This window comes from Kouleothrix sp. 19917 (assembly GCF_057073505.1).
In genome coordinates this window covers 4069326-4090275 of record NZ_CP097099.1, presented here as the reverse complement: position 1 = coordinate 4090275, position 20950 = coordinate 4069326, and the positions used below count along the sequence as shown (strand labels likewise).

The following is a 20950-nucleotide window of genomic DNA, read 5'->3' as shown; positions in this document are numbered from 1 at the left end:
TGGTTCTGTGGTTCTGTGGTTCTCGGTTCTGCGGTTCTGCGGTTCTCAGTTCTCGGTTCTGCGGTTCTGTGGTTCTGCGGTTCTGCGGTTCTGCGGTTCTTGGTTTTTATGGAATAGCGCTATGACACTTGCAAGCTACCGCACCAAGCGCGACGTTGCCGCCGACCTGCTGCGCGAGGCGATTCTGCGCGGCGAGCTGGAGCCCGGCACGCGCCTGGTGCTCGAAGACCTGAGCCGTCGCTATGCCGTCAGCATGACGCCCATTCGCGAGGCGTTTTCGATTCTCGAAAGCGAAGGGTTGATTGCGCAGCTGCCCCATCGTGGCGCGATTGTCACCACGCCCGGCCGCGACGAGCTGCTTGAGCTGTATGCCATCCGAGGCGCGATTGAGGAGCTGGCCGCCCGCCACGGCGCTCCGCGCCTGGATGACGCCGACCTGAGCGAGATGGCGGGGCTCCTGGCGCAGCTTGAAGGCTTTGCCGGGCCGTGGGAAGCCTTTCTCGAAATCGACAAGCAGTTTCACCGGGTGCTGTACCACGCCGCTGGCAGCCCGCGCTGGCTCGAAACCATCGAAACGCTCTGGCAGCGCAGCCGCCGCTACATGGTGGCAAGCGCCTCGGCCAGCGGCGCGGTCGAATCGCTCCACGCCGACCATCGCGCAATATTGGCCGCCTGCCGCGCCCACGATGGCGATGCGGCCAGCGCGGCGGTGCGCGCACATCTGGCCCGTTCTGAAGCACGCCTGCTTGAGCAGTGGAGCGAGTAGATGAAATCTGGCCGCGCCCTGGCCATTGCCTCGCTGCTGCTGGTGATGAGCGTCTGGGGCAGTGCGTTTACCGTCACCAAAGCGGCAATCGCCGAGGTGCCGCCAGTGTGGATCGCGCTGCTGCGTTTTGTGCTGGCCGCGCTGGTGCTGCTGCCATTCGCGCTGCTGCGCCGACGCGCCGACGCGCCGCGCCTGCGGCCGGGCGAGTGGGCCGCGATTGCCGGCATGGGTCTGTGCGGCTTTTCGCTCTACCAGGCTGGCTCGAACCTGGCGCTGGCCTACACCAGCGCCGCGCTGGCCTCGATCATCCAGAGCGCCATTCCCGTCGTGACGATCATTCTGGCGACGCTGCTGCTGCGCGAGCGCCCAAGCAGCCGGCGCATTGGTGGGATCGTGCTGTCGCTGCTGGGGGTTGCGCTGGTGGTGCTGGTGGCCGCGCCGAGCGACAATGCCAGCGACCCGCTGTTCGGTGGCTTGCTGATGCTGGCGGCAATGGTGCTGTGGCCGGTGTATACCATCCTCGCCAAGCGCGTCGCCGCCGTCGACCAGCTCACGGTGACGGCCTACAGCACGGCGATTGGCGCGCTCGGCCTGGTGCCACTGGCGCTGATTGAGTCGGGTGGGGCCTTGCCGCCAGCAATTTCGGCGGCGGGCTGGCTGAGCATCGCCTACCTGGGCCTGATCTCGTCGGCCACGGCCAACCTGCTGTACAACCGCTCGCTGACGCATCTCGACGCCAGCCAGGCCGCGACGTTCATCAACCTCGTGCCGATTGTGGGCGTAGCGGTGGCGGTGCTGTTTCTGGGCGAGCCGCTGCTGGGCTGGCAGCTCGCGGGCGGCGCGCTGACGCTGGTGGGCGTGTGGCTGACCACCTGAGGTTGCAGGTTTGAAAGTTGAAGGTTGCAGGTTAGGTGAGCGACGCCTGACAACCGACGAAGGACGACCGGGGAATGAACCGCAAAGAGCGCAAAGAGCGCGAAGCTTTGTGCTATAGGTTCTTGGTTCTCGCCCTTCGATACGCGCTGCGCGCTACTCAGGACGCGGTTCTGCGGTTCTTGGTTCTGCGGTTCTTGGTTCTGCGGTTCTTGATTCTACGCTCACCCTTTCACCTTGTCATCTTGTCACCGGTTCATCGGAGGCGTCATGAATACCCACACCACGGATGTGATCGTGCTTGGCGGGGGCGTGATGGGCAGCGCAACCGCGTACCATCTGGCGAAATCCGGCCGGCGGGTCGCGCTGCTGGAGCAGTTTGGCATCGGCCATAGCCTGGGCAGCTCGCACGGCCCGTCGCGCATCATTCGCCTGGCCTACGACAGCATCGACTATGTGCGGCTGGCGCAGGCTGCCTATGCGCTGTGGCACCAGCTTGAGGAAGAATGCGGCGAGCGCCTGATGCTGCAGTGCGGCGGGCTCGATTTTGGCGCGCCCGACGCGCTTGGCCTGGAGGGCATTGGCTCAACCTATCAGGCGGCTGGCGTGCCCTTCGAGGCGCTCGACGCCGACGAGATCATGCGCCGCTACCCGCAGTTTCGCCTGCCCGAAGGCACGATCGGTTTTTTCCAACCCGACTACAGCCTGCTGGCGGCCGGGCGCTGCGTGGCCGCGCTGGCGCGCGAGGCGGTGCGCAATGGCGCGCAACTGTTCGAGCATACGGCGGCGCGCAGTGTTGCGGTGTCGGGCGCGGGAGTAGAAGTGCGCAGCGACGACACGATCTTCCGCGCCGACCAGCTGGTGATTTGCGCGGGCTCGTGGGCGCTGCCGCTGCTCAACCAGCTTGGGCTGAACCTGCCGCTGGTGGTGCTGAAGGAGCAGCTGGCCTTTTTCGCCGCGCACGACCCGGCCGCATATATGCCCGGTCGCTTCCCGCTGTTCATCCATCGCTACCCCGCCACAACCGTGCTTGGCTCGGGCTTTCCGATCTTCGACCACACGGGCGTGAAGCTGATGGTCGACCGGATTGGCCCCGAGGTCGCGCCCGACGACCCCGACCGCTCGATCGATCAGGAGCGGCTGGCGCGGCTGCACGCCTATGCCACCGACCTGCTGCCCGGCCTGACGGGCGAGATCATCGAGGCGGTGAGCTGCCGCTACACGATGACGCCCGACGAAGATTTTGTGCTCGATTTCCACCCGGCCCACCCGCAGGTGCTGATCGGCTCGCCCTGCTCGGGGCATGGCTTTAAGTTCGGCGTGGCGATTGGGCAGGTGCTGGCCGAGCTGGCGACTCACGGTCAGACGCGCCACGATATTTCGCGGTTTCGGGTGGGGCGGTTTGGGATGTGAGGGCGGACACGTAGGTCCGCCCAGACAGATAGGGGGCGGACACGCAGGTCCGCCCAGACAGGTCCGCCCAGAAAGGTCCGCCCTGACGAAATTCTTTTACACAAACTCTTCGACGAAATAGCGCGCATTCAGGCGCTCGCCGGTGACGCGGGCGAGGGTTTCGTTCCAGGGCAGCTGCGCGCCCAGCGCAAACAGCTCGTCGCGCAGGAATGCGCCAGTGGCTGGGCTATCGACCAGTCGGCGCTCGGGCGTGCGCGCGGCGATGGCCGAGCCAAGCTGGCTGGCGGTGAGTTCGCCCAGGATGTAGTTGTGGTAGTAGACGGGCGCAATCGCCAGGTGGATCTTCGCCGCCCAGTCGGGCTCGTCGCGCCCCTCGGGCCGGGTCAGCATCTGGAAGCGCTCGGCCAGCTCCCACCACAGCGCGTTCAGGTCGGCGCGGTCGGGGTCGGCGTAGAGCGCACGCTCGAAGTGCACCATCACCAGGCCCCAGCGCAGGAACACAAGCTGGGCGATGCGCTGCTCGGCATGCGCTGGCGCGGCCATGGCCTGCACTTCTTCTTCGCTCAGGCCCCGCACGCGCACCAGCCAGTCGGGCCGAATCGCCTGCCGGCCCATCAGCATTGCAATCGCCTCGGTGGTGTTGATGTGCGCCGCCACGCGCAGCAGGTAGGGCAGCTGTTCGCCCAGATATTTGTCGTAGATCGCGTGGCCCAGCTCGTGGAGCGTGGTGTCCATCCAGCGTGCGTCGGGGCGGATATTGCACAGCACGCGCACGTCGTCGCTGAGCCGGTCGATATGCGTGCAGAAGGCGTGCTGGTCTTTGTTCTCGCGCTCGAACAGGTCGGAACGCGCCAGAATGTCGCGCACCTCCAGCCCGATGCCGTCGAAGGTGCGGGTGGCGAGCGCCACAATATCTTCGTCGGCAAACATGCTGTCGAAATCGGCCGCACCGGTGCGGGGCGCTTCCTGAAAGAAGGGGTCGCTGTAGTGCCAGGGCCGCAGCTCCTCCACCGGCACGCGGCAGCGCGCCGCAAGCGCGGCGTCGAGCTCGGCCTTGAGCGCGCGGAACGGCTCGCGCGTGCGCTCCTCAAGATCGTCGAGCAGCGCAAACAGCTCGCCCTCATCAACTTCCTGAAGCTCCAGTGATTTGGCGTAATAATCGCGGAAGCCAAGCGCGCGGGCGCTGGCATTGCGCAGGCGCACCAGCTCCAGCAGCGGGTCGCGCGCAGCTGCGCCAATCTGCTTGCCGGCCTCCCAGGCTTCGCGCCGCTCCTCCGAGTCGTCCGATTCGCGCAGCACGGTGGTGATCTCGTTGTTGGCGATTGGCGCGCCGTCGACGGTGCCGCGGAAGTTCGTGTACAGGTCGGTCAGCCCGGCCTCCAGCGCGGCGATGCGGTCGATCTGGTCGGGCGCGATCTGCGCGGCGGCAAAGCTGCGGTACAGCAGCTCGACCTCGCGGCGCAGCCCGGCGTCGGCTAGCGCGTCGCGCCCGGCGTAGAGCTGCTGAATGGCGTCCCACTCGGCTGGATTGCTGGTGTAGACGCGGGTGTGCTCTGCTCCCAGGTGCTCCAGCGCGTCGCGGTGCTCGGGCGCGCCCGTGGTCGCCAGATCCCACTGGGCGGTGTTGTAGGCCCGCACAACCGGGTGGATGCGCGCCACCATTGCGTCAATAAATTCGCGCGCCTGCGCGGCGAGATCGCGTCGTTGGGTCTCCATAGGTGCTCCTTGATGAGAGGATTTCGTTAGCGGGTCGCAGATTGCACGTTTTGAATGTTGAATGTTGAGTTTTGAGTTTGCACAAATCTGCAACTTGCAAACATTCACCATGCAACAGTAAAACTCCGTGTCTCTGTGCCTCCGTGGTGAAGTAACTCGGTCGTCGCCCTTCGATACGCGGCTGACGCCGCGGGGTACCCTTTGGGTCCAGGACGAAGTCTCGGTCGTCGCCCAAGCTGCAGCCTTCAAACCTGCAACCTGCGAACTCTAATTACCGGCCCGCCATTCTACCAAACTGCCCCGTGCAAAGGCAAATAGCTTGACTCTGCCTGATCGGCGTGCTAGGATCGGGCGTACCCTCCGCCGTTGCGCTCCCGCGCGCGGCAACTGATGGAGGTGGCCTGTGCCAACCAACGACCCCACCACAGGCGTGCCGCCGATGATCGGCCGCCGCCTGAACATCCCCGAATGGCTCAGCTACGTGGCAGGCTACGATTTCGGCCCAATCGCGCCGTCGCGGCTGGTGCTGCACCATACCTTTGTGCCAACCGTCGAGCAGTGGGCCGGCCTGCGCTCGATGCAGGGCATGCAACGCTTCTATGGCGGCAAAGGCTGGACGGCCGCGCCGCATGTGTATGCCGCGCCCGACGGGATCTGGCTGTTCACGCCGATGAAAGATGTTGGCATTCACGCCGGCACCGGCAACTCGGGCGTCAGCAGCGGCAAGTTCTGGTACTCGATTGGCCTGGAGATGGTGGGCAACTACGACGGCGTGCGGCCCGGCGGCGCGGTGTGGGAAAACGCCAAAGCCGTGATCGGTGGCCTTGCCAGACGCCTCGGCATCGCCCCGCGCCAGCTGATCTCGTTTCACCGCGACTACACCAACCAGAAGAGCTGCCCCGGCTGGGCGGTGACCAAAGACTGGGTGATTGGCGAGATCGACGCCTGGCTGGCGAACCGCACGCCGCCACCGCCGCCGCCCGGCCCGATTGGCACGCCCACACCCGACAATGAGGCGCTGCTCGAAACCCTGATGGAAGAAAGCTACAAGCGGCGCGGCGAAGGCTACAACAGCGACTGGGCCTTTCACCAGTTTGCCGTGCAGAATGCGCTGGGCTTCCCAATTGGCCGCAACACAACGCTGCAAGATGGTGGGAAAACCTACGCCTTTCAACCCTTTGCGCGCGACACGCTCTACAGCGAAGTGCCGAACTGGGGCGATGTGCGCCGCCTGTCTGAGCTGCTCGGCGGCAGTATTCCCCCCAGCGGTCTGGGCCGCGCCCTGCTCGAAGCAACCTATCGTGCTGGCGGGGCGACCTTCCACCCGGACTGGGCGTTTCACCAGTTTGCGCTGGCCAGCAAGCTCGGCCCGCCGATTGGCGAAAGCGCGACCATCACCATCGACGGCGCGCAATACGCCTTCCAGCCGTTTGCGCTCGACACGCTCTACAACAAAGTGCCGAACTGGAGCGACGTGCGCCGCCTGAGCCAGCTCGCTAATTCCGCCGACGCGCCAAGCGTGCGCCTGCGCGACACCCTGCTGACGCAGACCTATGCGCGTGGCGGGGCGATCTACCACCCCGACTGGGCCTTCCACCAGCTTGCGCGTTCGTGGAACCTGGGCGCGGCGCTCTCGGACTCGTACCGGGTTGCGTCGGGCAGCGCGCAGTATGCCATTCAGGTCTATGCCACCGATACGCTGTATAACGTCATACCGAACTGGGCGGATGTGCGTCGCCTGAGCCAGCTTGCCAATGCGCCGCGCCCGGCGGTGCTGTCGGCGCGCGAGGCACCTGCGGCCGCGCCAGCGCCCAAATTGCCAGCCGGTGCCCAGCTCGAACCCGCGCCGGCCGCCTTCCACATTGTGCAGTACAGCTCACCGCAGGCGCTGGCGGTGGCGTTTGGCGACCGCAGCGGCTCGAAGATCAACCTGCTGGTGCTGCATAGCGCGCCTGGCCCGCTTGCCCAGATCCTGGCCGCCATGACCGCGCTCGACACGCAGGGCATGAGCCACTACGTTGTCGCTGCCGATGGCGCTATTTATCAACTGGTGAACGACGACTGCGCGGCCTGGCATTCGGGCATGGCCGATTGGAACGGCCGCCGCCAGAACATCAACCGGATCAGCCTGGGCATCACTGCCGAGCAGGCCGGCAACTACCCGGCCGCGCAGCTGGCCGCGCTGGCGTGGCTGGCGAACACCCTGCGCGCACGCTACGAGCTGCCCGCCGACGCCGTGCTGCGCTGGAGCGACCTCGCGCCCGACCATCCGAGCGACCCTGATGCATTCCCGTGGGAAGCCTTTCGCAAGCGCATGAAGTAGCCCCGGAGATAGACGAATGACGAACGGGCGTATCGCATACGCCCCGGCGACAACTTGCCAGCAGGCGTATGCGATACGCCCCGGCGACAACCTGCCAGCAGGCGTATGCGATACGCCCCGGCGACAACCTGCCAGCAGGCGTATGCGATACGCCCCGGCGACAACCTGCAAACCTGCAACCTGAAAACCTATAACTTGCGAACCGTACGAAATCAGCCAGGAGGACGGCCATGCCCATCCCTGAGGTAGAGCTGAACAAAGGCTACATTCTGGTCGCGGCGAGCGATCAGGTCGGCCAGGTGCGCGACCGGCTGCCAGCGAACGCCGGGACACGCGCCTACACCTATGTCGTTTGGCCCCTGCCGAGCGGCCTGTACCAGGTGGTGCGCTGGCTGGAGATCGAAGCGCTGGCGGGCGCCAATTCCCAGATCACGCTGACGAGCGTGATCGGCAGCGTGCCCGGTCTGCCGATGCCCGTCGCCGCCGTTGAGCAGGACAGCATGGGCCTGAGTGGCGCGCGCGATCAGCGCGATGCGCAGCCCGGCAAGCGGCTGGTGGTGCTGCGCAAGGGCGCGGTGCTTGGCCTGTTCACCCGCGAGCTGCGCGGCGCTGAGGACCTGCCGCCCGACCCATTCATTGCCAAAGCGCCTGCCCGCCCGCGCACGCTCAGCGACGAACCCATCCCTGCCGCCATGCCCGTGCCCGAGGCGCTGCCCGCCGAGGATGCGCCCCCGGCCGCCGACACGCGCGTGGTGAATGGCTGGCTGCCGGGCGTGAGCAAGCAAACGCCCATGCAGGTTGATGTTCCCTACGAGCTGAAATTCAACGTCGACCAGCCGCGCGATGATGCGGTGGTGCAGGCTGGCAGTGGCGGCGCGTTAGGCATCGCGATCAAAAAATTCGCCGCAGGCAAGGTCACGGCCACAATTATGGTGACGGTCGACGCGGGCGATTTCACGCTCTACGGCGTCGACGCGCAGGAAATTGTTGTCCCAGTCGAGGCGAACATCCCCTCGAAGAACACCGTCACCTTCACGATCGAGGCCAGCAAGACCGGCAAGAACACACTGCATGCCACGCTCTACATCAACAGCAACCTGTTCCAGCAGATTGAAATCAGCGTGAATGTGGGCGAGAAGCTGCCGCCCGGCACGCCCGCCGTCGAAACCGCCGCCGCTGGCCTGACGGTCGCCAGCGCGGCGGCACTGCGCCCGCGCCCGCGCCAGACCAGCGTCAACGTCGTGATCATGCGCAAAGACCCTGGCTACACCATTAGCGTGCAGGGCGGCGGCGTGGCGCGCGCCTACCTCGACATCAGCACCGAGGCGATTGCCGACTGGGTCGCCAGCGCGCGCAAAACGCTGTATGAGGTGGTGCATGCGCAAGATGCGCAGGGCAACCTGGTGTACCAGAACCTCGACACGAAGATTGCGGCCGAGGCGGGGCTGGACGGCATGAAGAAGCTGGCCGAGGCCGGCGCGCTGCTGTACTACAACCTGTTCTATAACAACAATCGCGACGATGCCCGCGCCATGGGCGACCTGCTGACCAGCCTGTCGCGCACGCGCCAGCTCAACATTCAGGTGGTCGCCGAGCGCTTTTTCTTCCCCTGGTCGTTTCTGTTCGACGGCGACGACGATGCGCTGGCAAACCCCAGCTACGATCAATTCTGGGGCTTCAAGCATGTGATCGAGTACCTGCCCGAGTTCACCGCCGGCAACCTGATCAACTTCGACCCAACGATCAGCGTGGGCGACACGGTTGATATGGCGTTTGTGTGCAACAACACCATCGACGCGCAGTTTGGCGAGCCGGTGGTGCAGGGCCAGCGCGACTACTTCAGCACCCTGCCCGGCATTAGCGTCCAGGAGTACCCGAACGTGGCCGACCTGGTGCGCCTGATGCGCGGCCCGGACAGCCCGCCGCTGATCTATTTCTACTGCCACGCGATCAGCAAGCAAACCGGCGAGGACGGCGGCGTGGATTTCTCGCGCATTTCGCTCAGCGACGCAAAAACCACAATTGCCGAAATGAAGCTCAAGACGCGCTCGGCGGTGGAGCGGCTGCGCCAGGCGCCGCTGGTGTTCCTGAACGCCTGCGAGAGCGCCGAACTCAGCCCGTTCCTGTACGATGGCTGGGTGCCGTTCCTGCTCTCGCGCGGCGCGCGCGGCGTGCTTGGCACCGAGGTCGAGACGCCGGCATTTTTCGCGGCCGAGTTCGCCAAGGAGTTTGTGAAACGCTTTACGGCCGGCGACGTGGCGCTGGGTGAGCTGCTGCGCGACCTGCGCGTGGAGTACGCGCGCGACAAGCACAACATCATGGGGCTGCTGTATGCGCTGTACAGCAATGGCGACGTGATGATTGCGCGCGGGTAGAGTAACACATCCACAGATTGCGCAGATTACGCAGATATGAAGTCTATAATCTGTGAAATCTGCGTCATCTGTGGATAGATATCATTTCCTATTCCACGTTGATATGGTCTGCCGAGAACATGGAGTTTGATACTCTTCCTCACTGATCTCGCTGCTCTCTGTGGCTCGTTTGTATTTCTCCGCTAGCGCCGCCGCTGCGTGCGCACAATTTCCTCGGCAATCGCTTCCACGCTCAGCGCGGCCGGGCTGATGCGCCGACCAGCCGCGCGCAAGCGCGCCGCCAGCTCGATTGGCGCGGGCACCTCCAGACGCAAGCGCGCCAGCTCGCCCAAATTGGCAAAGATCGCGGCGGGCGTGCCATCCAGCGCGACGCGCCCCGCTTCCAGCACCAGCACGCGATCCGCCAGCGCGGCTTCTTCCAGCAAATGCGTCACGTGAATAATCGTCAGGCCGTGGGCGCGGTTGAGCTCGCGCAGCAAGCCCACCAGCGCGGCGCGGCTCAGCGGGTCGAGCATGGCGGTGGCCTCGTCGGCGATCAGCACCTGCGGGCGCAGCGCCAGCACCCCCGCCACCGCCAGCCGCTGGCGCTGCCCGCCCGAAAGCCGGTGCGGCGCCTGCCCGCGCAGGTCGGCAATGCCGCAGGTTTCGAGCGCCCACGCCACCCGCTCGCGAATACGCTCGGCGGGCCAGCCGCGCGCTGCCAGCGCCCAGGCGGCATCATCTTCCACCAGCGTCGCAATGATCTGGTTGTCGGGGTTTTGAAAGACCATGCCCACCACGTCGCGCACAGCGGCGCGCGCTGCGGGGTCGGCCGTATCGTGCCCTGCTACGCGCACACTGCCGCGCTCGGGCAGAAGCAGCCCGTTGCACAGCCGCGCCAGCGTGCTTTTGCCGCTGCCGTTGTGGCCCAGCAGCGCGAGATATTCGCCTGCCGCCACGCGCATGCTCACGCCGCGCAGCGCGGGCACAGCCGGGCTGGCGCTGAAGCGACCGCTTTGCGCCGGGTAGGTGTAGTGCGCGCCGTCGATGGCGATGAGTGATTCGGACATGGCAGTGCTCACGCCTTTGATTGTACACCAGCTGAGCGTGTGCAACGCAGGCTCGTGCGCTCACGCGCTAGCGCATTTGCAAACGACCTGTGCGGATTTCGGTGGCGCTCGTTCAGCATGAGTATCGTGCCAGCGCAATCGGAAATCGAAAATCGTAAATCGAAAATGCGCTAACGCTGCCACTGCCGGTAAATGTCGGCAATCACCTCGTCGATTGGCGCGCGGTGCGTTTCGGCGTCGAGCACCTGCGTCTGGGCGGCGGCCTGTGCCAGCAGCGCGGCCAGCCCGGTGCGCGTTGCGTCGAACACATACTCGTGGCGGCCGTCGGCGCTGCGCACCAGCTCGGCGTGTGCCAGCTCGGGTGCGGGGCCGGGCGGCGTTTCCAGCAGCAGCCGCCGCTGGTCGGAAACTTCGCGCCGCAGCCGCTCGAACGGCCCGTCAAAGGCCAGCCGCCCGTGGTCGATCATCACGATCCGCCCGGCCAGCTGCTCCAGCTCGGCCATGTCGTGGCTGGTGATCATAATCGTCACGCCCTGCTCGCGGTTCAGCTCCTTGATGAAGCCGAGGATCGTGCGCTTGGCCAGCACATCCAGCCCAATGGTTGGCTCGTCGAGGAACAGCAGCTCGGGCTCATGGAGCAGCGCCATGCCCAGCTCGGCGCGCATCTTCTGGCCCAGGCTCAGCTCGCGCGTGAGGCTGTGGAAAAACTCGCCCAGGCCGAGCACTTCCTTCACCAAATCGCGCATGCGCTCGTAGCGCGGTCGCGGGATGTCCCACACCACGCGCTTCCACTCAAAGCTGGCCGCCACCGGGTGATCGGACCACAGCTCGGTGCGCTGGCCGAACACCACGCCGATCTTGCTGACATAGCGCACCCGCTCGCGCACCGGGTCCATGCCCAGCGAGCGCACTGTGCCGGCGTCGGGCGCGAGCATGCCCGAAAGCATTTTCACGGTAGTGCTTTTGCCCGCGCCATTCGGGCCTGCGTAGGCCACGATCTCGCCGCGCCGAATGGTCAGGTCGATATTTTGCAGCGCATGAACTTCGCGCACGGGCGGGCGGAACATGCCGCGCACGGCATCGCGCAGGCGCTCGGAGCGCTGCTTCTGGCGAAAGGTTTTGGAAACGCCGCGCAGCTCAACCGCGATGCCCGAAGCTGCTGTAGCGCTGGGAGCCAATCCGTTCATAGTGGTGCATTCCTTTCAGAAACAGGGCGATTGCGGCGAGCACAAACAAAATCGCGGCCAGCGGCGTGACCCACAGGTCGGCGGGCGACGCGCCCAGCCCGAGCAGCGCGCGGCAGGGGTACCAGGCGACAAAACCGACCGGCAGCGCGCCCAGCATGCTGCCCAGCAGCAGCGGCGCAATGCCGTCGAGCGGGAAGCCCTTGAGCTGATCGAGCAGGCGAATCGCCGAGCTGCTGATTTCTTCGGCGGAGCGCGGCGCCCAGAAGGCCAGGCTGCCCCACAGAAAGGCGAAGGCCAGCACAATTGCCGCCGAAGCCGCCAGGTTCAGCGCAAACAGCGCCAGCCAGCCCGGCCCGATCGCCAGCGGCAGGCGCGCCCCGGCCCACAGCAGCAGGCCCAGCCCCGGCAGAATCATCGGCGCGCCCGAGAAGGGCATAAAGCCCTCGGTGAGCAGCGCCAGCCAGATCGGCTGCGGCTGCGCCAGCGTGTGGTCGAGCTGGCCGCGCCCGAGCCGGCGGCTGATCATCAGCACGTTGTAGCCGAAAAAGGTGTGCATCAGCCCGGTGACCACAGTGGCGTAGCCGAGCATAAACACAATCTGGTCGCGCGACCAGCCGCCAATGCCGGCAAAGCGCTCGGCCAGCAGCAGCGTCGCCGTGACCGTCGCGAAATTGACGATTCCATCCGACACGTACCATGTCAGCGCCAGGCGAATGTCGGACATAAGAAAGGTGAAATCCAGCGCGGCATACATGCGCCACAGCTGCAGAATGCGCCGGATGGTGTGAGTAATAGGCATATCGTTTCCATTTACGATTGACGATTGACGATTTGCGATTGGGACGAACGACGACCGAATAATTCACCACGGAGGCACAGAGGCACGGAGATTTTGGATTTACGATTGACGATTTACGATTGGGACGAACGACGAACGACCACAGACGACCGACGACTCACTGCGGCATCCTGAGTAGCGCGTAGCGCGTATCGAAGGGTGCCGTCTAGCCGCGCCCTTCGATACGCGCTACGCGCTACTCAGGACGCTACTGACTCACTTCTTGTGCATTATTTTCTTGCTCACCGCCGACACCGACGGACGACCGGGCATGAACCACGGAGGCGCAAAGGGCACAAAGGTTTGAAAGTTTCAGGTTCCAAGTTCCAAGTTTGAAGGTTGCAGGTTTGCAGGTTTGCAGATTTGCAGGTTACTGCCAACTGCCTACTGCCAACTGCCTACTGCCGGCTGCTTACTGCTCGTGTCACCTCGTCACCCGCCATACGACACCATGCGCTCGCGGCCGATGTGCCACAGCCAGTGCGCCAGCGGCCACAGCGCCAGCGACCACGCCGCCTGCGAGAGGAGCAGCGCGAAGGGCGCGCCCGTGCCAGTGTAGATCTGCAGCGGGGCCGAGGCCATTGCCGCGAAGGGCAGCCACGCAAACGCCGCGCCCACGGCGGGCGGCAGCAGCGCCAGCGGGATCAGCGCGCCCGACAGCAGCGTAGTGACTGCGTTGCGCATCTGGCGCACCGCCCAGTGCGGCATCTCCAGCAGGATGAGCAGCCCGCCAAAAATATATTCCACCGCCAGCCCGACACTGATTGCCAGCAGCAGGCTTGGCACGAACAGCAGCCCCGCACCCACGCTGGCCGGGCGCGGATCGACGCCCAGCAAGGGCGCGATCAGCAGCAGCGGCAAGCCAAACACCGCCCCTTCGAACATCCAGCGCCCAAACATATCCGCCGAAAAGTGGCCGAAGATACCCAGCGGCTGCAAGAGGCGCGTGGCGATGCCGCCATTCCAGAACTCGCTGTCGAGCTCGGTGCGTGGCGCGAGCTGGGCGGCAAACACCTCCGCGATCAGCGTGTAGGTCAGCACCGCGCCAAGCGTCATTCCCGCGACGGGGCCGCGCCCGGCGAGGATTGCGCGCCAGATCGAGAGCAGCACCAGCACGCGCAAGAGGCGCAGCAGGTAGTCGATCAGGAAGAGCGGGCTGTCGCCAATATAGCTGGAAGCAGCCATGGCGGCGGTTTTCCAGTATTTGTGGATTGTTTTGTTCATTGTTGTTTATCTGCTCTTGTGTTGCGCAACACGCTTCGAGCCTGCGGCAGCAAGGTTCTTCTGATTTTATTGTTGTTTGAGTTTCGGCGCGTAGCGCCGAAACTCAAACAACGGAACCAGGATTGAGACTATTTTTGTTTAGGCGTGGCTTTTTGCGCTGAAACAGACTTTTGATCCTTGGTGTCTTGGTGTCTTGGTGGTGAAATCGATGCTTCTGGCTGGCTGCGACGCGCACTTTCTTCGGCGTAGTAGCTATAGCCGCCCTCGTACACGCGCAGCTCGCCGTCGCGCACCTCGAAGATGCGATCCACCACCCGGTCGAGGAAGTAGCGGTCGTGCGAAACCACCACGACCGTGCCAGCGAACTCGTCGAGCGACTGCTCAAGCACCTCGGCCGAAGCGATGTCGAGGTTGTTGGTTGGCTCGTCGAGCAGCAGACAGTTCGCGCCGGTCAGCATCAGGCGGGCCAGCTGCACGCGGCTTTTTTCGCCGCCGCTGAGCTTGGCGATCGGCTGCGACGCGGCGGCGTAAGGGATTAGGAAGCGCCCCAGCTTGGCGACTGCCTCGGCCTCGTACATCGGGCGCACGTCGCGCAGCGCCTCGATTGGCGTGCGGCTCATGTCGAGCGTTTCGTGCTGCTGCGCGTAAAAACCCACCTGAATGCTTGGCCCGATCCAGATTGCGTCGTGCACCTGCCCGCGATTGGATGAAGCGTCGGGCGCGAGCTGGCCCAGGATCATGCGCAGCAGCACCGACTTGCCCGCGCCATTCGGCCCCACGATGCCGATCCGCTCGCCATTCATGATTGTCGCGGCGGCGTCCAGCAGAATGATCGTGTCGCCAAAGGTCTTATCAACGCGGCGCAGCTCGATGGCTTTGGCGCCGCCGCGCGCGTGCGGGCGGAATTGCAGCGCCATTTTGCGGCGCTCCAGCACCGGCCGCTCGATCTTGTCCATGCTGTCGATCTGGCGCTGCTTGTTGTTGATCTGGCGCTTGAGGCGCGGGTCAAGGCTTACGCTCATCCAGACCTTGAAGCGCGCAATTGCCGCTTCCAGATGCTCGATCTCTTTCTGCTGCGCGGTATAACTCTGCTGCTGGCGCAGCAGCGCAAGCTCTTTCTGCGTGACGAAGGCCGAGTAGTTGCCTTCCCACTGCTTCAGGCGCGCAATCACGCCCGGCGCAGGCTCGATCTCGGCAATCTGCGTGACGGTTTCGTCGAGCAGGTAGCGGTCGTGCGAGATGATCACAACCGCGCCGGCGAACTGCCGCACAATTCGCTCGAGCATGGTTTTGCGCTCCAGATCGAGGTGGTTGTCGGGCTCGTCGAGCAGCAGCAGGTCGGGATCGGCCAGCAGGCAGCGCGCCAGGCCCACCAGCTTGCGCTGCCCGCCGCTGAGCAGCTCCATTGGGCGCTGCCACTGCGCTTCGGGCATGCCCATGTCGCGCAGCAGCGTTTCGGCGCGGCTATGCAGGCGCGGGCCGCCCAGCTCGTCGAACTGTTCGAGCAGGCGCTCGTGCTCGGCCAGCACGCGCCCAAGCGCGTCCATATCGCCCGCGACCTCGGGCTCGCCCATGCGCGCCTCGGCGGCGGCGATGCGTGCCTCAAGCGCGGCCAGGTCGTCGCGGGCGGCCAGCAGCTCGGCCAGCACGCCGCGCCCGGCCTCGCCGCTGTATTCCTGCGGCAGGTAGGCCACGCGCGCGCCGCGCCGCAGCGTCACCGCGCCGGCCTCGGGCGCTTCCAGCCCGGCCAGCGTGCGCAGCAATGTCGATTTGCCCACGCCGTTCGGCCCGACCAGCCCGATGCGCTCGCCGTCCTGAATCGTCCAGCTGAGCTCTTTGAAGATTGTGCGCCCGCCATGGACGCGCGCAATGTTGTTGATGTCTGCAATAATCACAAGGGCCTCCTGTATTCCGGGCCAGGCGAGCTGGGTGTAGGCAATAAAAAACGCCGCGAGCCGCACCTGGCCCACGACGTTCGGTTCTTTCTCAGTGAAAGTGTTTACACACGCAACCTGTCGCTGGGCACAGTAATCCTATGTCCAGCGCGCAGTGTGCCGCCACGGGTTGAGTTCCAGCAGGTTGTGACGGCGTTCCAGCGCATGATCGTGCCTTTCAGAAAATATCTGCGCGCAGTGTAGCACACTGGCGTGCGGGCGGTGTCCATCGCAGGGCTGATTTTCGCGTGTGGGACCGCCTTTTGAGGCCAGGGCATATTCACGTTGGATGGAATGCGATCTATCCACAGATTCCGCAGATGATGCAGATTATACCAATACCGATGATTACTTCGGAATTGTCATGCTGAGCGAAGCGAAGCATCTCTCGCTCATGTGAATAGGAGATTCTTCACTTCGCTGCCGCTCCGTTCAGAATGACAAAGAAGAAGTGTTTACTCGGACTTGGTATTAGCGACCTCATATCTGCGTCATCTGCGTAATCTGTGGATGATGTTTGGGACCTTGACACGGCCTTGCTTCCGGGCCAGTGGGCGTCAGCGCGGAAGCGCAAGCGTGATACAATCGCACGGTCACTCAGCGGAACCGAATACGCTATTACAAGCGGCTCACGCAGCCCTGATCGCTGCATCAACAGAAGAGAACCACACAATGCACACCAGGCTCCTCACATTCGTTTGCTACGCGGTTATGGCGCTCTTTGCGGTTGCGCTGACGATCACCAGCCCGCTGCTGCCGGCCATTGCCGCCTCGTTCGCGCTGAGCATGGCCGAGTCGGGCGTGATCTTCACGGTCAGCTTTCTCGGCCTGGTGGCGTTCATTCTGGCTGGCGGGGTGCTGGCCGACCGCTGGGGCAAGCGGCGGGTGCTGGCGGTGGCGCTGGCCGGCTTCACGCTTGCGCTGCTGGCGATGCCGCTGGCGCCTTCGTTCGCGGCCGTATGCGCGGTGACGTTTTTCATCGGCGGGTTTGGCGGCATTCTCGAAAGCCAGATCGGCGCGCTGGTGGTGGCGCTGAACCCCGAACGCCCCAGCTACTCCCTGAACATGGCGCAGGTCTTCTTCGGCGTTGGCGCGCTGGTCGGGCCGATTGGGGCGGGCATGCTGCTGGCGGCTGGCTTCGACTGGCGGCTCTGCTATGCCGCGCTGGGGGTGCTGGCGCTCGCGCTGGTTGTGCTGTTTGTTGCGATTCGCGTGCCGGAACTTGCCAGCACCGACCGGATTAGCTGGGCGGCGTTTGCCGCGCTGGTTCGCAATCGGCGCTTCCTGCTGATCTGCCTGTGCATGATGCTCTACACCGGTGCCGAGGTTGGCAGCTGGGGCTGGATGTCGACCTTCCTGACGCGCAGCCTGGGCTTTTCGATCATTGAGTCGAGCGTGGCGGTGGGGCTGTTCTGGGCGGCAATGACGGTTGGGCGGCTGCTGTGCGGCCAGCTCACGCTGCGCTACGAGCTGCGCACGATTGTGATCGGCCTGGCCGGGCTGGCCGCACTGGCGACGCTGGCATCCGGCCTGGTCGAGGCGCGCGCGGCGGTGTGGGCCGTGATTGCGGCGCTTGGGCTGACCTATTCGAGCCAGTGGCCGCTGATTGCCGCCTATGGCAGCGAGCGCTACACCGCGTCGTCGGGAACAGTGTTTGCGCTGCTGGTTGGCAGCGGCGGGCTTGGCACCACCGTCGTGCCCTACCTGATGGGCCTGATCGGCGAGCGGGCTACCATCCGCGCCGCGATGATCAGCCCGGCGGCGCTGTTCCTGGCGATTGTGGCAATCTTCTGGTGGCTTGGGCAGGCCGAGCGGCGACCGGCCGCGCTGGGCGAGCTGGGCGGCGGTTAGGGTCAACACGGTTCACATAACGACGCCAGCGGCATGTACCACGAAGACACGAAGGGCTCGTATCAAAGCGATCAGGCTGCGTGCTCGATCTGCACGCAGCTCATTTCCAGCGCATACGCAATCGCTTGCTCAAGCGGCATGTGCTGCCCTTCGGCCCATGCGGCTGCGAAACTCGCTTCGTCGAGCTGGGCGCGTGCCGCCGTAATCGTGTGTTGCATGTGCGAGCGTTGAGGCTCGTCAAGTCGCGTGCTTTCCTGAACAAGCAGCGCTTCAACTGCGCCCAGCAAGCGCATAGCGGCGAGCGGCTGCCCCTGGTTCTGGACAAGGCACGCCAAGCCCGAGAGCGCGATCAGCAAGCCACGTTTATTTCCAAGCTCGCGATACAGCGCAAGACTTTCCTGGTAAAGTGCCCAGGCCATTGGGTATTGCGCAAGCTTGGTCTGCACATTGCCCATGTCGGCGAGCGTTGCTGCAGTGCCACGTTTGTAGGCGAGCTTGCGCCGGATTGTCAGGCATTCTTGGTAAAACGCCTGCGCTGCGGCATAATCGCCCTGCAGATTAGCCAGATTGCCCAAGGCGTTGAGTGGGTAGGTGACGCCAAGCTCATGTTCCGAAACCCGGATAAGCGTCAGGCTTTCTTCAAGCAGCACCTGTGCTGTTGCGTACTCTCCCTGGTTATATGCCACAAGGCCCACGCAGAAAAGCGCGTCGCCGACCCAGCGAGGATCTCCTTCTGCTCGCAAGGAAGCGAGGTATTGCTCATAGCGCGCCCGCGCCGTGACATAATCGCCTTGGTCAAAGGCCAGGCCACCCAGGATGCCAAGAACAAAGTTGAAGCCGTCCTGGTCGTTGAGCCTCCGATGTACGTTGAGGCTTTCTTCAAGTAAATCGTGTGCCCTGGTGAAATCTGCCTGGCACCATGCCAGCCTGCCTGCCTGGGTTAACGCTCGTGCCGACCAACGGGGCAGCGCGGGGTCTGCATTCGTGTGTGCCCCACGCTCACGACTCACGGTCAATGCCTGTTCCAGCCATTGCCGTGCTTCACTCCAGTACCCGCGCACTTCCCAGAACTTGCTCATCGCCGCACTTAATCGCAGTGCAGATGCGCTATCACCCTGTTCAAGCGCCCAACGTAATCCAGCCCGCGTGTTGTCATGTTCAACATCAATTCGATTCAGCTCTCGTCCTACTTCCGATCCGGCAAGCTGAGCTTCGGCTGACTCGGCAAGCGCCAGGTAATGCGCGAGATGTTGATTGTGCGCCTGCCTGGTATCGTCGGCCTGCTCAAGCTTCTCGGCGGCAAACTGCCGAAGGAGCTCGTGCATGTCGTAGCGCGCCACGCCATCCCAGCGCAGCAGTGATTTGTCGATCAGGGCGGCAAGAAGCTGTGGCGTTGCCCCGGCAACCTCAGCAGCGGCATCCTGACCGAATCCGCCGCGAAATACCGACAGGCGCGGAAAAACCCGCTGCTCTTCGCTGGAGAGCAAGCGCCACGAGTGCTCGAACGCTGCCCGGATGCTGCGGTGGCGCTGCGGCGTGGCCCGCAGTTCGCTCGATAGCCCCATACTGCTGCGCTCAATCGCATCCGCGATTGCTGTGCACGAGCGCGTGTGCAGCGCGGCCGCCGCCAGCTCAATCGCCAGCGGCAGCCCCTCGACCAGCCGGCAGATCCGCGCCACTGCGCGTGCTTCGTCTTCGGCAGGCGCAAAATTCCGCCGCACCTGGCTGGCGCGTCGCAGGAACAGTTGCACCGCGCTGTAGCTTTCAATCGCGCTGACCGTTTCGCCCGGCGGGTACGCGAGGCTGGGCAGGTCAAACAGCCATTCGTCGCTCATTGCCAGGCGCTCGCGTGATGTGACAAGGAATGTCACGCCGGGCGCGCGCCGAAGAATGTCCGCCAGCAGCACTGGTGCACCGTCGCCGTCGCTCAGCTCAGGCGCAAGCAAATGCTCAAAGTTGTCGAGAACGAGCAGCAGCTCCTTGTCGCGCAGATACGCCAGCACGTGCTCGTGCGGGTCGCGCTGGCCCTGAGGCTGGATATTCAGCGCCGAGAGGATTGCCGGCGCCAGAAACGCGGCCGAACTGATCGGCTGGAGCGGAACAAACGCCGCGCCATCGGTGAACATGTCGGCCTGCTCAGCCGCCGCAGCCAGCGCCAGGCGGGTTTTGCCAATGCCGCCCGGCCCGACGATTGTGATCAGGCGGCAGGCCGGATTCTCCAGCAGCGCGCCCAGTTCCGCCAGATCGCGCTCGCGCCCGATCAGTGGCGTTGGCGCGGTGGGTAGCTGCGCGTGGCGGATCTGAGGGGTGCCTGGTTTGGGCGTATTGCTATACGCCCTTAGTTCATTCTCGGTTTGCGGGGTCCCGTCGCGGATTTGCTCATACAGCGCGGTCGTCCTAGCTTCTGGCTCGATGCCCAGGTCGCGCGCCAGGATGCGGCGGCAGCTTTCGTACTGCGCGAGGGCGGAGCTGCGCTGCCCGCTGTGCGCCAGCAACCGCATGAGCTGGCGGTGAGCTTCTTCGCGCCAGGGTTCCAGCTCAATCTGGCGCTGGGCGCAGTCGCGAGCCTGGTCGTGGTTGCCACGCCGCTCGTGAAAGACGGCCAGGCGCGTGAGCGCGCCAAGCGCTTGCTGATGCAGCCGTTCGCGCTTGCGCAGCAGCCACTCCTCGAATGGCGCGCTGTCGCCCACGCTGAAGCCGGCCAGAAAATCGCCGTGGTACAGACTAACGGCCTGTTCAAGCCGAGTGGCGCAGCTGAAGCAGCGTTCGGGGTGGCGATGCGCATGCCGCTCGCATTCTTTCAGCAAAGCGGCAAAAGCTGAACAATCCAGGTTGTCACTATCGCTTACGTTGAGCTGGATGGTGTCGCGGGTGATGAGCAGGAATGGTGGAATAGCGCTGGCATCGCCGAGCACCGTGCGGAGGTTGGCGAGCGCCTGGCGCAAATTATGCCGCGCCGCTTCGTCGGGCAGTTCGGGCCACAGCAGGGCGGCCAGTGTGTCGCGCTGGTGCGTTTGGCCGGCTTCAACTGCCAGGTAGGCAAGCAGCGCCCGCGCTTTGTGGTAGGCAAAGCCACCAGCCGGCTGGCCACCAAGCGTGAGCTGCATTGGGCCAAGCAGCGTAAGCGATAGTCGAGCCATGGCGAACCACCTCCACCCACCCCCACCGCGACAGTAGCTGACTCAGGAATGCGATAGCGCCATTATATCGCTCCCGGTGGTGCGAAACAACAGGTATTGGCACATTCTGTGACGTTTCTCTGACGCTCGCCTGCTATGCTGGCACGCACGTTCCCTTGCAGCGCCTTATCGAGAAATAGCCCTCGTGCGCTTTCAGCGCAGGGTTTAGGGTTTGGGGAATAGGGTTTGGCGATTGCAATGAGAAACTCTTCCCTGATTTCC

Annotated in this window: 13 protein-coding genes; 6 read left to right on the top strand and 7 right to left on the bottom strand. The window is 64.5% G+C overall.

The window, feature by feature from the left end:
• Positions 1 to 121: 121 nt before the first annotated feature.
• The 3 genes from M1P90_RS16735 to solA all read left to right on the top strand — a co-directional run bounded on the left by M1P90_RS16735 (position 122) and on the right by solA (position 3052).
• On the top strand, positions 122 to 766 hold the full coding sequence (locus tag M1P90_RS16735; RefSeq protein WP_483704225.1) for a GntR family transcriptional regulator: 645 nt from the start codon (positions 122 to 124) through the stop codon (positions 764 to 766).
• The gene (locus M1P90_RS16730) at positions 767 to 1642 is read left to right on the top strand and encodes a DMT family transporter (protein ID WP_483704223.1); all 876 of its coding nucleotides are present in this window, start codon (positions 767 to 769) and stop codon (positions 1640 to 1642) included.
• A gap of 267 nt (positions 1643 to 1909) precedes the next feature.
• Positions 1910 to 3052 (top strand): N-methyl-L-tryptophan oxidase, encoded by a 1143-nt coding sequence (gene solA / locus M1P90_RS16725; RefSeq protein WP_483704221.1) that lies wholly within the window; start codon positions 1910 to 1912, stop codon positions 3050 to 3052.
• Positions 3053 to 3148: 96 nt separating this feature from the next.
• On the opposite strand, the gene M1P90_RS16720 is transcribed toward solA, so the two are convergent.
• Entirely contained in the window at positions 3149 to 4768 is a 1620-nt protein-coding gene (locus M1P90_RS16720; RefSeq protein ID WP_483704219.1) for a M2 family metallopeptidase, read from the bottom strand.
• A gap of 403 nt (positions 4769 to 5171) precedes the next feature.
• Between M1P90_RS16720 and M1P90_RS16715 the strand changes: the two genes are divergently transcribed.
• Both M1P90_RS16715 and M1P90_RS16710 read left to right on the top strand, forming a co-directional pair.
• Positions 5172 to 7091, top strand: coding sequence for a peptidoglycan recognition protein family protein (locus M1P90_RS16715; protein ID WP_483704217.1), 1920 nt, complete (start codon positions 5172 to 5174; stop codon positions 7089 to 7091).
• 230 nt (positions 7092 to 7321) lie between these two features.
• Positions 7322 to 9466: a CHAT domain-containing protein gene (locus tag M1P90_RS16710; RefSeq protein ID WP_483704215.1), complete on the top strand. Its 2145-nt coding sequence runs from the start codon at positions 7322 to 7324 to the stop codon at positions 9464 to 9466.
• Between the two features lie 182 nt (positions 9467 to 9648).
• Here M1P90_RS16710 and M1P90_RS16705 read toward each other — a convergent pair whose 3' ends face one another.
• From M1P90_RS16705 to abc-f, 5 genes are all read right to left on the bottom strand, one after another.
• Complete coding sequence (locus tag M1P90_RS16705; protein ID WP_483704213.1) at positions 9649 to 10515, bottom strand: ATP-binding cassette domain-containing protein; 867 nt, start codon at positions 10513 to 10515, stop codon at positions 9649 to 9651.
• A gap of 170 nt (positions 10516 to 10685) precedes the next feature.
• Positions 10686 to 11702 (bottom strand): ABC transporter ATP-binding protein, encoded by a 1017-nt coding sequence (locus M1P90_RS16700; protein ID WP_483704211.1) that lies wholly within the window; start codon positions 11700 to 11702, stop codon positions 10686 to 10688.
• Positions 11653 to 12501 (bottom strand): ABC-2 family transporter protein, encoded by an 849-nt coding sequence (locus tag M1P90_RS16695; protein ID WP_483704209.1) that lies wholly within the window; start codon positions 12499 to 12501, stop codon positions 11653 to 11655. Before M1P90_RS16695 ends, M1P90_RS16700 begins: the two co-directional genes overlap by 50 nt.
• Positions 12502 to 12972: 471 nt before the next feature.
• Positions 12973 to 13764 (bottom strand): ABC transporter permease, encoded by a 792-nt coding sequence (locus M1P90_RS16690; RefSeq protein ID WP_483704207.1) that lies wholly within the window; start codon positions 13762 to 13764, stop codon positions 12973 to 12975.
• Positions 13765 to 13892: 128 nt separating this feature from the next.
• Positions 13893 to 15659 carry a ribosomal protection-like ABC-F family protein gene (gene abc-f, locus M1P90_RS16685; protein WP_483704205.1) on the bottom strand — a complete coding sequence of 589 codons (1767 nt, stop codon included), beginning with the start codon at positions 15657 to 15659 and terminating at the stop codon, positions 13893 to 13895.
• A gap of 711 nt (positions 15660 to 16370) precedes the next feature.
• Here abc-f and M1P90_RS16680 point away from each other — a divergent pair.
• The gene (locus M1P90_RS16680) at positions 16371 to 17549 is read left to right on the top strand and encodes an MFS transporter (RefSeq protein WP_483704203.1); all 1179 of its coding nucleotides are present in this window, start codon (positions 16371 to 16373) and stop codon (positions 17547 to 17549) included.
• 71 nt (positions 17550 to 17620) lie between these two features.
• On the opposite strand, the gene M1P90_RS16675 is transcribed toward M1P90_RS16680, so the two are convergent.
• Positions 17621 to 20689, bottom strand: coding sequence for an ATP-binding protein (locus M1P90_RS16675; RefSeq protein WP_483704201.1), 3069 nt, complete (start codon positions 20687 to 20689; stop codon positions 17621 to 17623).
• Positions 20690 to 20950: the final 261 nt, after the last annotated feature.

Excerpts from the sequence above, each read along its gene's own strand:
- M1P90_RS16735 (WP_483704225.1), top strand. The coding sequence starts at position 122 with ATGACACTTGCAAGCTACCGCACCAAGCGCGACGTTGCCGCCGACCTG.
- M1P90_RS16730 (WP_483704223.1), top strand. The coding sequence starts at position 767 with ATGAAATCTGGCCGCGCCCTGGCCATTGCCTCGCTGCTGCTGGTGATG.
- solA (WP_483704221.1), top strand. The coding sequence starts at position 1,910 with ATGAATACCCACACCACGGATGTGATCGTGCTTGGCGGGGGCGTGATG.
- M1P90_RS16720 (WP_483704219.1), bottom strand. The coding sequence starts at position 4,768 with ATGGAGACCCAACGACGCGATCTCGCCGCGCAGGCGCGCGAATTTATT.
- M1P90_RS16710 (WP_483704215.1), top strand. The coding sequence starts at position 7,322 with ATGCCCATCCCTGAGGTAGAGCTGAACAAAGGCTACATTCTGGTCGCG.
- M1P90_RS16705 (WP_483704213.1), bottom strand. The coding sequence starts at position 10,515 with ATGTCCGAATCACTCATCGCCATCGACGGCGCGCACTACACCTACCCG.
- M1P90_RS16700 (WP_483704211.1), bottom strand. The coding sequence starts at position 11,702 with ATGAACGGATTGGCTCCCAGCGCTACAGCAGCTTCGGGCATCGCGGTT.
- M1P90_RS16695 (WP_483704209.1), bottom strand. The coding sequence starts at position 12,501 with ATGCCTATTACTCACACCATCCGGCGCATTCTGCAGCTGTGGCGCATG.
- M1P90_RS16690 (WP_483704207.1), bottom strand. The coding sequence starts at position 13,764 with ATGAACAAAACAATCCACAAATACTGGAAAACCGCCGCCATGGCTGCT.
- M1P90_RS16680 (WP_483704203.1), top strand. The coding sequence starts at position 16,371 with ATGCACACCAGGCTCCTCACATTCGTTTGCTACGCGGTTATGGCGCTC.
- M1P90_RS16675 (WP_483704201.1), bottom strand. The coding sequence starts at position 20,689 with ATGGCTCGACTATCGCTTACGCTGCTTGGCCCAATGCAGCTCACGCTT.